The 13,039-nt window shown below is 38.4% G+C and carries 10 protein-coding genes and 1 pseudogene; 1 reads left to right on the forward strand and 10 read right to left on the reverse strand.

What is annotated here, in order from left to right; genetic code table 11:
- Positions 1 to 48: 48 nt before the first annotated feature.
- The 8 genes from AC2YJL_RS14985 to AC2YJL_RS15020 form a co-directional block, all read right to left on the reverse strand.
- Positions 49 to 459: a GNAT family N-acetyltransferase gene (locus AC2YJL_RS14985; protein ID WP_195694509.1), complete on the reverse strand. Its 411-nt coding sequence runs from the start codon at positions 457 to 459 to the stop codon at positions 49 to 51.
- An 85-nt stretch (positions 460 to 544) separates the two neighbouring features.
- Positions 545 to 829, reverse strand: a complete 285-nt coding sequence (locus AC2YJL_RS14990; RefSeq protein ID WP_195694510.1) for a DUF5316 family protein — start codon at positions 827 to 829, stop codon at positions 545 to 547.
- 175 nt (positions 830 to 1,004) lie between these two features.
- A complete protein-coding gene (ybaK, locus tag AC2YJL_RS14995; protein WP_098249963.1) occupies positions 1,005 to 1,487 on the reverse strand; it encodes a Cys-tRNA(Pro) deacylase in 483 nt (160 codons plus the stop codon).
- 258 nt (positions 1,488 to 1,745) lie between these two features.
- On the reverse strand, positions 1,746 to 2,735 hold the full coding sequence (locus AC2YJL_RS15000; protein ID WP_195694511.1) for an ABC transporter ATP-binding protein: 990 nt from the start codon (positions 2,733 to 2,735) through the stop codon (positions 1,746 to 1,748).
- Entirely contained in the window at positions 2,728 to 3,726 is a 999-nt protein-coding gene (locus AC2YJL_RS15005) for an ABC transporter ATP-binding protein (protein ID WP_195694512.1), read from the reverse strand. Before AC2YJL_RS15005 ends, AC2YJL_RS15000 begins: the two co-directional genes overlap by 8 nt.
- The gene (locus AC2YJL_RS15010) at positions 3,723 to 4,631 is read right to left on the reverse strand and encodes an ABC transporter permease (protein ID WP_369360714.1); all 909 of its coding nucleotides are present in this window, start codon (positions 4,629 to 4,631) and stop codon (positions 3,723 to 3,725) included. The genes AC2YJL_RS15005 and AC2YJL_RS15010 overlap by 4 nt, the downstream gene beginning before the upstream one ends.
- 9 nt (positions 4,632 to 4,640) lie before the next feature.
- Positions 4,641 to 5,594, reverse strand: coding sequence for an ABC transporter permease (locus tag AC2YJL_RS15015; RefSeq protein ID WP_050691645.1), 954 nt, complete (start codon positions 5,592 to 5,594; stop codon positions 4,641 to 4,643).
- Between the two features lie 59 nt (positions 5,595 to 5,653).
- The gene (locus AC2YJL_RS15020) at positions 5,654 to 7,192 is read right to left on the reverse strand and encodes an ABC transporter substrate-binding protein (RefSeq protein ID WP_251567867.1); all 1,539 of its coding nucleotides are present in this window, start codon (positions 7,190 to 7,192) and stop codon (positions 5,654 to 5,656) included.
- Positions 7,193 to 7,483: 291 nt separating this feature from the next.
- Here AC2YJL_RS15020 and AC2YJL_RS15025 point away from each other — a divergent pair, with 291 nt between their 5' ends.
- The gene (locus tag AC2YJL_RS15025; protein WP_028408913.1) at positions 7,484 to 8,230 is read left to right on the forward strand and encodes a gamma-glutamyl-gamma-aminobutyrate hydrolase family protein; all 747 of its coding nucleotides are present in this window, start codon (positions 7,484 to 7,486) and stop codon (positions 8,228 to 8,230) included.
- 148 nt (positions 8,231 to 8,378) lie between these two features.
- Here AC2YJL_RS15025 and ppsA read toward each other — a convergent pair whose 3' ends face one another.
- Positions 8,379 to 10,985 carry a phosphoenolpyruvate synthase gene (gene ppsA / locus AC2YJL_RS15030; protein WP_369360719.1) on the reverse strand — a complete coding sequence of 869 codons (2,607 nt, stop codon included), beginning with the start codon at positions 10,983 to 10,985 and terminating at the stop codon, positions 8,379 to 8,381.
- Positions 10,986 to 11,964: 979 nt separating this feature from the next.
- Positions 11,965 to 13,036: pseudogene (locus tag AC2YJL_RS15035) on the reverse strand (globin domain-containing protein).
- Positions 13,037 to 13,039: the final 3 nt, after the last annotated feature.

A 13,039-nucleotide genomic window follows, 5' to 3' on the forward strand; every position in this document is an offset into this window, starting at 1 on the left:
AATCATGGATGCTCTGTAATTTTGTTACATGGGCGACCTTAATTTGGCTCATTTGATTTTAAATTCACACAAAAAGCGTTCTATCCCGAGAAATTTTTCACCTAAGCTTGTTATTTGGAAACCAAACTTAGAATAAAAGTTTACTGCCTCTATATCTGTCTCAGCAAAAACAGAATGTATATCATGTTTCTTACAAAGAAAATTAATCATGCTGCTTCCTATTCCTCTACCTCTTTCTCTTGGTAAAACAGCTATATGTTTTATAACAGCTTCTTTGGAGTTAAGAAGTTCAACTCCTATACAACTAACGGTTTCTTCGTTTACTTCCATACTGTACAATTTCCGACTTGGCAAACAAACGTATTTTTTATATTCTTCATCAACCTTCTCTTCTAAAGCTGCATAAGATAACAGTTTTTTTATGGACGGACTTACCGCAGATGAAGTGATTTCTTTCATACTAGCTCCTCTTTCCCCCTATTACCTAATAATTAGTTTGTTTCTTAGGGATCTTGCTGCTTGCCCTTATTATGAAAGAAAATGACTATACAAAATAATGAATGAGAAGAAATACGCCGAGAACTGGAGCCGCAGCTAACATGAAGTTTATAGAATTTCTAATTCTCCACTTCTTGTCTGTTTTTGATTCCGCGGCCAGATTAGCTCTCATTCGATCACCGCTTACAGCTGCTCCAGATATAATAATGGCTAGCCCTACTAGTATAATGAACACTGCCAAAAATACTGTTTCTGAATTTACGTTAGCTATTGTACATGCTACTAAAAGAATAAAAGATAAGACGAACCCACCAATAATGGATTTAATCATTTTTATTTTCCTCCTAGTCCTTTTATAAAGCTTCTAAACATTAACTATATAATATCATTTTTTCTATATTTTTACTTTTACTTTGTTGTTTTAACAGATAAAAAGACAGTAATTAAGGGAACTAAAAAAGCGAAACGCTCATGTCGGAGTGCGTTTCGCTCAAGGGAACTGCATTTCAACTATCTTTTGTGATATCTGCTAAACCTATGCGAATTACTTTTGATAAGTCACTTAACGTTAACTGTATTTGGTGACCTACACGTCCACCTGAAAAGTAAATCGTTTCACAGTTTTCTGCTGTAGAGTCAATGAAGGTTTCGAACTGCTTTTTCATTCCGATAGGAGAACACCCTCCGTGAACATATCCTGTAAGAGGCAACAGTTCTTTTTGAGGAATCATTTCCAAAGACTTTTCACCAGCTGCTTTTGCCGCTTTCTTTAAATCAAGCTCCTTTTCAACCGGTACCATGAAGACAAAATGTTCTTTTGATTTCCCTACGGTCACCAGTGTCTTAAAGACTTTAGCAAGGTCCTCTCCGAGCGAAGTAGCTACCTGTACCCCACTCAGCTTTTTAGTGTCATAAGAATAGTAGTTGTACTCAATTTTTTTCTGATCTAAAATTCGCATGACATTCGTTTTATCTGCTTTTTTACCCATAATTATCACCGATACTATCATAACACGTTTTGTTTTTATATCTCCATATATTAGGATAGGTAGGTTAGTAAAGACTGTTCATATCTTTTATATAAAAATGAATCTAATACGCTGAATAATGACTTTTCACCACCCTTTAAATCCGCTATTTTCACACAAAAAAGCCACTAGAGGCACTAGTGACTTTTTCATTTCTATTTATTCAATTATGCTGCTGCATCAATACGCTTGTTTTCTCTATCGCCACAGCTTTTCACCTTAACTATAAAGATGACATTTTACTTTATGATGGCTGTCAATCACTGTATCTTCAGGTGTTTCTTTCATGCAGCGGTCAAATGCGAACGGGCATCTTTTATGAAACGCACAGCCTGAAGGTGGATTAAGAGGAGAAGGAATTTCACCTTTAACCTCAATTTTTTCGCGTTTTTCATGTTCGTGAATTGCCGGGACAGATGATAAAAGAAGTTTTGTGTAAGGATGACGAGGATTTGAAAAGATCTCATCTGTTGGCCCTTCTTCTACTAATCTTCCTAAATACATCACGCCAACGCGGTCTGCAATATGTCTTACGACGCTTAAATCGTGGGAGATAAAGAGATATGACAGCTTCATTTCTCTTTGCAAACTGCGCAGTAAGTTTAAGATTTGTGCTTGAATGGATACGTCCAGCGCTGAAACCGGCTCATCACAAATGATAAGCTTTGGGTTTAAAATCAATGAACGCGCAATGCCTATGCGCTGGCGCTGCCCCCCTGAAAATTCGTGCGGATAGCGGTTGTAATCTTCTTCGTTAAATCCAAGCTTTTTTAATAACTCAATGACAAGCTGCTTTCGTTCGCTTTTTGCGCCTACATTATGAATTGTTAATGTTTCTTGAATGGAAGCACCAATTTTTTTTCTTGGATTAAGAGAAGTATGCGGATCTTGGAAAATCATTTGTAAATCTTTACGAATCGTTCGTAAGCGTGATGCTTTAGATTCGAAAATACTTTCTCCATTAAACTGTGCTTCTCCGCCCGTTGGTTCTACTAATTTTAAAAGCGTGCGCCCTGCTGTACTTTTCCCGCAGCCAGATTCACCTACTAATCCGTACGTTTCGCCTTCATAAATATCAAAGGATAAATCTTGAACTGCTTTGATTTGGCCTTTCGCTTTCCCTAAAGCAGAACGAACCGGATAATATTTTTGCAGGTTGCGAACTTCAAGCAAGGGCTTGGCGCTTTGCTGCTTTGCTTCACTAGACATACGCAACCTCTCCCTCTTGAATTTTTTCATAGTGCCAGCATCGAATGCGATGCGTATCATCGGCATGCTCTAAAACAGGTACTTCTTTATGGCATTTTTCCGTTGCAAATGGGCATCTTGGTGCAAAACGACAGCCGTCTGGCACGTTTGAAAGCGGCGGCACCGTTCCGGGAATGGACGAAAGCTCTTGTGTTCTGTCCCCATCTAAGTGAGGAACCGACTTAATTAGACCCATTGTATAAGGATGAAGCGGCTTTGAAAACAACGTTTTAACGTCCGTTTCTTCCATCACTTGTCCTAAATACATCACGGCTACTTTTGTACAAATATTAGCTACAACGCCTAAATCATGAGTGATGAAAAGCACGCCCATGTTGAGCTTTTCTTTTAAATCCATCATGAGGTCAAGGATTTGCGCTTGAATGGTTACGTCTAAAGCTGTTGTTGGCTCATCGGCAATCAGAAGCTTTGGCTCACAGGCTAAAGCCATCGCAATCATAATGCGCTGCCTCATTCCACCGGAAATTTCATGCGGATACTCTTTTGCTCGCTGTTCTGGAGACGGAATGCCAGTTAGTCTCAAAAGCTCTACGACTTTCTTTTCCGCTTCTTTTTTGGAGACTTTCTGATGCAGACGAATCACTTCAGCAATTTGTTTTCCAATTGGCATAACGGGATTTAATGACGACATTGGATCTTGGAAAATCATTGAGATTTCGTTTCCTCTTAGCTTCTGAATTTGCTTTGAAGACATGTCTAATAAGTTTTTTCCTTCAAACAAAATCTTGCCGTCGTAGCTTGTTAGGTCTTCATCTAATAGCTGAAGAATAGATTCGGACGTTACGCTTTTTCCAGATCCAGATTCACCGACAATCCCTAATACTTCTCCTTTATTTAATTGAAGAGATACATTGTCAACAGCCGTTACTTCTCCGCTATACGTTGTAAAAGTTACTTGTAGGTCTTCTAATTTTAAAAGGGCGTTACTCAACGTTTTTTCCTCCTTTTCTTCAGCATTACGTTTTTCGGATTTAGCCAATCGCGCAGACCGTCACCAAATAAATTAAGGCCAAGTACAATTAAAATGATGAATACACCCGGAAACACGGTCATCCACCACGCGTTGTAAATCGCAAGCTTTCCGTCATACAGCATATTTCCTAAGCTCGGTGTCGGCGCAGGAATCCCGGCTCCTAAAAAGCTTAGCGAAGCCTCAGTTAAAATCGTTACGGCAAACACGTATGTTACTTGAACAATTAAAGGCGATAAGACGTTTGGCGCCATATGAGAACAAATGATTCGAAGTGAGCTTGCTCCTTGAGCTTTTAGCGCTTCAATAAACGTTTTTTCTTTTACAACAAGCGCAGCTGAACGAACAATTCTCGCAATCGAAGGAACAAATACAAGGCTCAGTGCGATAATAACGTTGCTTGTTTTAGGTCCTAAAGCAGACATGATGGCAATTGCCAGTAAAATAGATGGAAAAGCAAACAAGCCGTCACAAATTCTCATTAAAATATAATCAAGAATTTTATAATAAGAAGATAGAAGTCCAACGATTAAACCAAGTACAGTAGCAATAATCGTTACTGCGGCTCCAATCATTAATGATATTCTGACGCCGTACATTGTCCGGCTAAATACATCTCGTCCAAAGTTATCCGTTCCAAACCAGTGCGTGCTTGACGGCGGTGCTAATCGATTTGCAGGATCGATTTGTAAGCTGCCAAAAGGAGAAATGAGCGGAGCAAAAACAGCAATCAAAATAGATAATAAAATAAGTATCGCTCCTCTTACTAGCAAACGATTTGAGAAAAAGCGCGCTGCCGCTGGGTTTCTTTTTTTCTTTGCAGTTACTGAAATGGTCTCTGTATTTTGTTGTGCGTTCACATTCATCACCCTCCTTTAATCATGATAAGAATTGCGTACACGCGGATCAATCACGGCATACAGCAAGTCAACAACTAAATTGATGACCACATAAGCAACCGTAATTAAAAGTACGGCTCCTTGAATGAGTGCGTAATCACGGCGTTCAATTGATGAAACAATCAGCTGACCTAGCCCTGGAATGTTAAATAATGATTCTGTTACCGCCGCTCCGGTCACAAGTCCCGCAAATGATTCTCCGATAACTGTTAAAATCGGTAAAAAACTCACGCGCAGCGTATGCTTGAGCATAATTGTGCGTTCATTTAATCCTTTTGCTTTTGCCGTTTTAACAAAGTTCTCAGAAATGGTATCGAGTAAAGATGAACGCGTCATACGCGTAATTAATGCAGCTTGAATTGCTCCAAGCGTAATCGTTGGTAAAACTAAGTACTTTAAATACTCAAATAATCCAGCATTTAACGGAACGTATCCTGAAACAGGAAAAATTCGAAGCTGTACCGCAAAAAGCAAAATAAGGAATGAACCGAGAAGAAAGCTAGGAATGGAAATACCTAAAAGGCTGGCTCCCATAATGCTTTCATCACGAATCGTTCCTTTATGTTTAGCTGCATATATACCAAATAGTAAAGCAAACGCCACACCAAAAATTTGCGCGAGTATAGCTAGAGAAACCGTAGGACCTACATTATCCCAAATTGCCCCGAGCACAGGTTTATTTAAAAAGTAAGAATAGCCAAAATCTCCGTGAAAAATGTTAGATAGCCAGATAAAGTATTGATTAATAACAGGCTCATCCAATCCCATTTCTTTGCTCAGCGCTGCAATTTGTTCCGGACTTGCGCCTTGTCCTAAAATGATTGCTGCGGGACTCCCAGGCGTTAAGCGCGTAATTAAGAACACAACAATAGACACAATGAATAAAACAGGAATTAGTGCAAAAAGTCTTTTAAGTGTATAAGCTCCCATCGTAAACTCCTTTCTAAAACAGAGAGCATAAGCCCTCTGTTTATTAGATTAATAAGATATTATTTTGTTAAACTCATATTGTAGAAAATTGGACCTAAATTATACTCATAGCCTTTTGCGTTGTTAGAAACGGCATTGATGTTCACTTTATGACCAATAAGCGTAAACGGAAGCTCGTCCCATACGTATTGCTGAATTGCATCAATGTCACCGCGAGCTTCTTTAACAGAAGGAGCAGCTTTAATTTTGTTTAAGTAGTCCATTGATTTTTCAACTGATGTACCTTTTGTAGTCCAGAATCCTTGGAAGATAGTAGAACGAGCGTTCCAGTCAACAGGATAGATATCCCATTGGCTTGTATCACTCATTTTATCGCTGAATGTCGCCCAGTCGTATACTTCGAGTTTTACATTCATACCGATGTCTTTTAATTCTTGTTGAACAACAACAGCTGTATTGTATTGATCTTGGTAATCACGAGACGCCATTAAGCGAATTTCTTCCCCGTTATAACCAGATTTCTTCAAATATTCTTTTGCCTTTTTCTTATCATGCTGGTTGTATTCTTCTTTTCCAGCTGTACTGTAGTAATTTGGATACTCTTTGTTCACAATGGATGAAGAAAGCTTGTAATAATCTGAGCTGCCGTAAGAACTGTCTAAGATATCTTTTGAGTTAAGAGCTGCGTTAACTGCTTTTCGTGCATCGATGTCTTTAAAGACGCCTTTATCTGCGTTGTAGAAAAGTCCCATAAATCCGCCTGGTGATGTTTCTACTTTTGCATTTTGGCTGCCTTCAACTTGTTTGGCATTATCACTTGATACAGATAGCGCAACGTCAAATTGTCCGGTTGTAATACCAGAAATCCTAGTTGACTCATCGCTTACGAAACTAATCTTAATTTCATCGACGTGAGGAGTTTTCTTAACTTCACGGCCTTTTGAAGAATAATCTTTAAATTTCTCTAATAAAAGATATTGATTTTTCTTCCATTCTTTTACTTTATATGGACCTGTTCCTATGTAGTCTTTGATCCCTTCATCAGATGCATTATCAACCACTTCTTTTGGTAAAATAGCTGCTGCGGGGATTGGATCAGCTAATAAAGAAAGCGTGTTAACATTTGGTGATGGTAAATGAAGTTCTACCGTATAATCACCGGTTTTGGTCATTTCAGCACCAGAGAAGTTTGTTTTTCCAAGGGATGATAGCTTAATCCAGCGGTTAATAGAAGCGACAACGTCATCTGCAGTCATTTCTTTACCATTATGGAATTTAACCCCTTTTCTTAATTGGAACGTGTATGTTTTTTTATCATCGCTAATATCTACTTTAGACGCTAAGTCAGGCTTAGGATTTCCTTTGTCGTCTAAAATCATTAGTCCTTCGTAGATACTGCGCGTTGCGTCTTTCACATCTGAGTCCCCAGTAATTTGAGCATCTAGCGTTGCTGGCTCACTTTGAGACGCGACGTTTAGCGTTCCGCCTTCTTTTCCTTCTTTTTCATTTGAAGAATTTTTGCTTGCGTTACCACTGCACCCTGCTACCATGAGGACAATGGTTAAAAGAGAGATGAAAAGTAAATAAGTCCTTTTCACTAAAATCACTCCTATTTCCTTGTATAAAATTTTAATCCGACTATAATAAGAAGAATAGTAGGAATGTGAACAATTGTAGCACTACCTTCTACCTTTGGCAATTAGTATTTTTGACACACAGAGGCTATTATACCATTTTCTATTAAATAAATATGGTATATATGTATAATAGTTGAACAAAAGAACCATTTATTTCTTATAGAGCAAGCGGTTGAGAACACTTTATCAGCGCATTACAAAAGAAAAAACATTTCAAGAAATGGTAATTTAACAAAAAAGGAGAAAACAACAGTGGGATTTTTAATTGGTATATCAGGAAGCATTATTGTGGATCAAGGAGGACGCTTTCCAGGCTATAAGCGAGCGTATGTGAATAACGACTATATCGAATCAACAGCGCTCAGCGGCGGAGTTCCTTTCATCTTGCCAGTGCTAAAAGACGAAGAAATGATTAAAGCGCAGGCAGAAAGTATAGACGGGTTGATTTTATCAGGTGGACAAGACGTTAATCCCCTTTTATACGGAGAAGAACCGACAACCAAAACGGGTTCACCTTTTTTAGCACGAGATCAGTCTGAACAGCTATTGTTAAAGCATGTGATCGATCAAGGAAAGCCCGTGTTAGCAATTTGCCGCGGCTTACAAATTTTAAACGTTGCTTACGGCGGCACTCTTTATCAAGATATGTCAGACATTAAAGAGGCATTTATCAAACATGATCAATACAACAATACAAGCGACCCTTCTCATTCCATCATGATTAAAGACGGAACACGCCTGCATGACCTTTACGGTAATCAAGCTCTTATTAATTCATTTCACCATCAAGCTATTAAAGACGTAGCGCCAGGTTTTGAAGTTTCTGCATGGGCAAAAGATGGAGTTATTGAAGCCATTGAAAAACAAGGAGAGCAATTTGTAGTCGGCGTCCAGTGGCATCCAGAAATGATGGCAAAAGAACATACTTCAATGCTAAACTTGTTCAAACTGTTTATGGAGCATGTGCAGCAGTCGGCTGTAAAGAAAGTCAGCATTTGACGTTCTACTGGTTCACCAATATGAAAAAGGCAGGCCGTTATAATGGCCTGCCTTTTTGTATTGACTGAAGATACGTATAGGAATCTAGACAAATTTTCATCTATTAATTAGGTAAAAAGAAGAAAAACAGCGCAAGCATCTTTAGCTTTTACAATAGTTCAATATACCCTTCTGTTCCATGTACGCGAATTCGCTGTCCGTCTTTTATCAGACGAGTAGCATTCTCTACTCCGACAACCGCTGGCAATCCATATTCACGTGCAATGACTGCTCCATGAGTCATCAGTCCACCAACTTCCGTAACAAGCCCCTTTAGCCCTACAAATAACGGGGTCCAGCTAGGGTCAGTAAAGGAAGTGACTAATATATCTCCCTCTGATAGATTAGCATCTTCCATGTTTAAAATGACGCGCGCGCGCCCTTCTATCACTCCTGAAGAAACCGGTAAACCTACAATTGCCTGGGACGGAAGATTTTCTCGTTTGTACGCACCTGTAACAATTTCGCCATGAGACGTGATGACACGCGGAGGTGTTAGCTTTGTGTATAATTGGTATTCTTCTTTTCGCTTGGTGATGATTTGATCATTCACTTTATGTGTGCGCACGACTTCTTGAAGTTCGTCAAACGTCAGATAGTAGATATCTTCTGTTTCAGAAATAACGCCCGCTTTTACAAGCTGCGCGGCTTCTTTCAGCAGAGCCTGCTTATAAACAAAATAACGGCTAATCATGCCGTATTTGGGATATTCACGATAACCGATAAAATTCCGTATGAGATTAATCTTTTCTTTTGTTTCTTTAGCTTTTTGTTCACCATCCGGCAATTGCTTTAATCGATTTAATAACTCTTGCTCTTTTTTCAAGGCTTCCTGCAGACCTTTGTTAAATTTTTGTTTGCTAGCGTTAGCCTCAAAGTTTTTAATATTACCAAGAATCACAGAAATAAGTGCAGCCGGTTTTTCGCTCCAGCGAGTTTTCGTAATATCGATTTCGCCGGGGCATCGCATTCCGTATTTGCTGAGATAATCATAGATAGCGTCTTGAGTTTTCTCTCCGCCTTCAAACTTAACTAGTTTCTCCAAAAAATGATCATCTTTTCCATGTTTTAAATAATGAATTACTTCTGGATAAGGACGAATCACATCTGCGACATCCAATAGCGCCAGACCCATTTCTGAAGTAATATTGTTTGGTACGGATTGAGAAAGCACGTCTGCTGCGTTTTTTTCACCTAGCCACGTCTCCATTTTTTCATTGATCCACGATGAAGCATCCATAGCGGCCATAAACACAGCTGTACTTTGTGGGTCAAATAAAATCTTCTTTAATGTCCCGATATCTTCTGAAATAAAATCGACTAATTCCGAACCAGATTTCGTTTGGATGGTTTGCTTTAGCTCTTCTATTGATGCTTGATTTTTCTTGATCAAGTCAGAAACGATTGTCGAATCGTTTTCGATTTGTGCCTTAGGCTTCGTAGGCGGCACGCTTTTTTTGCTTTTACCAGAACTTTGATCATTTGGTAAAGGTTTTATAAAGTCTCCTCGCTCTATTATGCTTGTAAGTGCGTCTTTCATGAGCGGATCATGTTGTCCCATGGCGCCTAATATCATTTTTCTGCTGTTAGGTGAAGCCAGCATAGGGGTGACATCAACAAACAGCCTTCCACCGGCTGTACGCATCGATGCATTAGTCGTTAACAGAAAAAAAGACAATCCCAGTGGTTTCATGGCATCGGTCATCATTTGCTGGTGTCCAACAGATACATAAACGCGATTTTCCTGATCATGTGCTTCAGGAATTGGATATAAAGTAGTGATTGGACGACTTTGAACAATATAAAATGTATCATCAGCCAAGCACCATTCAATATCTTGAGGACAACCAAAGTAAGCTTCAAGCTGTCTGCCAACGCGTTCTAGCTGTAAAATTTGAGAGTCAGTGAGCGCTTGCGTTTTTTGCAGATCGAAATGAACTTCCTTCGTTTCTGTTCCGCCTTCTTTTAATCCGTAAATAGCTACCTTTTTAGCTGCTATTTTTTTATCGACGATTTCGCCTTCTTTTACTTTATAGCAATCGGCAGAGACCAAACCTGACACTAGCGCTTCTCCAAGTCCAAAGCCTGCATCGATTGATAACAGATTTCGGTTAGAAGTAATTGGGTCAGCGGTAAATAAAATACCTGAAGCCTGGGGAAAAACCATTCGTTGAACAATAACCGATACGTGCACTTGACTATGATCAAATCCATTTTTAATCCGGTAGGTTACCGCGCGATTTGTAAACAGGGAAGCCCAGCATTTGCTAATGTGCTCAAGGATAGCTTTTTTGCCTCTGATGTTTAAATAGGTGTCATGCTGACCAGCAAAAGAAGCATGTGGCAGATCTTCAGCAGTCGCACTTGAACGAACGGCATAAGCATGCTCTTCCCCAAACTGAGAGAGAGAATGAATAACTGCTTTTACAACGTCAGAAGGAATTTTTATTTCCAGAATGATTTGGCGAATTTTTTTGCTAATTTCACTAATTTGATCTCGATCATCTGCTTTTAGCATCGTCAGCTGATTCAGTAACGCTTGAAACGTTTCATTTTGTTCAAGAGCTTTTTGATACCCGGCCGCTGTCACACAAAACCCTTCCGGTACTTGTATTCCTTGAATTTTTGATAACGCCCCTAAATTTAAGCCTTTTCCTCCAACAAGTGAAAGCTGTGTATCTTTTATTTCTTGAAAGCTAAGAACTAAAGAGTTCATTCAACATCTCTCCTAACCAGTAATGTTTTATTGATTTTACCAGCAGTAAATGAGAATAAACAGTCTATATCGGCGTTTTTTTATATGGTATAATTAAAATAGGAAGAGAAATACATACCTTTTTGTTTGCGGTTACATATTTAAAAGTTGTATAACTAACTTATCTAATTGATTCATATCCTTTTTAAAGCAGGTAAGTACACGTTTGAAGGATTTGTTGATCTTCCTCATTTAACACTTTCTTTTTAGAGGATAAAACTTCAGCAGCTCTCCTCATTTTAACCCTTCTTTCATTTGGTCACCTGAAGAGTCTAGCTCATTAGATGATTAACTCTCTTTTTTTGAACTATTCCGAAACCATAGTATTACGAATGTATCTCTTCGCTCGTTTTCGAGCAAGTGTATAAATAATTACCTGCAGCACTAGCGCTGCAAGGCTTATGAGTACTACTTGTTCGACAGAATTAAAGGGCGAAAAATATTTCTCCCATTTAGAATCAGGAAGCCTTAATGCGTTATAAAAATATGAAGTACTAAAAGAAATTATATTTCCTAAAATAAGTGATAAATCCGCTCTAATAAGCCCACTTAGATAAGACAGTGCTAGTGTAACTATGGCCATGATTATATAGTTTACCTTTGAATCATCTTCAAAATCCTTTCGCATAGATAAATAAACATATGGAATGCAGTAAATGGTAAAAATTATAAAAGGGAGTATTCTTCTCATATAGTAATCTCTCCAATATTTAGGATTCGACATAGTTTTCTACTATTATAAATTACCGAAGAGAATTTTTTCCAGTTTTTTGTACGCAGAGAGTGTAGAAATACTTATATGTATCATGATCGTTTGTAGAATCATTCCTTAGGGCAAAGTAAAAAAGCACGCTTATGAGTGCTTTTTTACAGCATATTTATTTAAACAGTACGTGTGTTTTAATCGAACATTTTCTGTTTACTGGCAACAATTACTTCTTTATTTTTCTCCTAAAATGGCTACAGGGCTAAATACCTCGTAATGAATACGTTCGTTTGGTATATCCCATCTATGTAGTGCTTTAAGAATAGCTTCCATAAACGGAATCGATCCGCAGAAATAAAAGACAGCTTCTTTTGAGGGAACAACGGATTGTAACAATTCTAAATCAATATAACCCTCTTTATCAAAATCAGTACCAAGTCGATCCCCTTGATTAGGCGAGCTATAACAGACGAAGGAGGTAACATTTTCGTTATTTCTATTTAGTTGAGCCACATGTTCTTTAAAAGCATGCGTTTTCCCATTAATACTTGCATGAAGAAAGGTAACCTTACGTGTAGGTTGTTTTTCTACAATGGTATTCAGCATACTAAGCAAAGGTGTAATACCTATACCTCCACTAATTAGCACAACGGGAAGTTCACTGTGATCAAGTACAAAATCTCCAGCGGGAGCTGAGAACTTATTTCTCTCCCGGAACATTTGCTGCTAATGTAAGGTATTGTCCTGCTTTATAAGAGGCAATTCCTTTCTCATTTTTAGCTCTTAAGTAAAAAGATGTTACATTGTCACTTTCTTCTACCTTCTTATCTATATAAAAGCTTCGATATCCTTCCCAACCTCCATGTTGACTCTCTGTCTCTTCGTAGAGAGCTTCTTCTAGCTCAATAAAAGCATTGGCAATATATCCGTACGCTTTTCCCCATGCTTCAATAATCTCATCTGAAGCTGTATCTCCTAAAACATCCTTTACTGCTTGAAGTAAGGTTTCACCAACGACTGGATATTGTTCTGCCTTTACCCCTATCGCACGATGTTTTTGTGAAATTCGTTTAATTACAGGTTTAATGGCTTCTAAGTTTGTAATATGTTCCCCAGCAGCATACACGGCATAGCCTAATGCTTCCTGCTGAATCCCTCTTTTTTGATTCGTTTGGTTGAACATATTATACAAATCTGGCGCTTTTTCAAATAACAATTCATAAAATCTCTTTCCTATTTGTTTACTATGTTCTTTCAAAACTGGCACTGTTGATTGGACAATTTCAATCGTTTTAGAATCAAGCATATA

It is taken from the genome of Priestia sp. SRI_019, assembly GCF_057586255.1.

Excerpts from the sequence above, each read along its gene's own strand:
- AC2YJL_RS14985 (WP_195694509.1), bottom strand. The coding sequence starts at position 459 with ATGAAAGAAATCACTTCATCTGCGGTAAGTCCGTCCATAAAAAAACTG.
- AC2YJL_RS14990 (WP_195694510.1), bottom strand. The coding sequence starts at position 829 with ATGATTAAATCCATTATTGGTGGGTTCGTCTTATCTTTTATTCTTTTA.
- ybaK (WP_098249963.1), bottom strand. The coding sequence starts at position 1,487 with ATGGGTAAAAAAGCAGATAAAACGAATGTCATGCGAATTTTAGATCAG.
- AC2YJL_RS15000 (WP_195694511.1), bottom strand. The coding sequence starts at position 2,735 with ATGTCTAGTGAAGCAAAGCAGCAAAGCGCCAAGCCCTTGCTTGAAGTT.
- AC2YJL_RS15010 (WP_369360714.1), bottom strand. The coding sequence starts at position 4,631 with ATGAATGTGAACGCACAACAAAATACAGAGACCATTTCAGTAACTGCA.
- AC2YJL_RS15015 (WP_050691645.1), bottom strand. The coding sequence starts at position 5,594 with ATGGGAGCTTATACACTTAAAAGACTTTTTGCACTAATTCCTGTTTTA.
- ppsA (WP_369360719.1), bottom strand. The coding sequence starts at position 10,985 with ATGAACTCTTTAGTTCTTAGCTTTCAAGAAATAAAAGATACACAGCTT.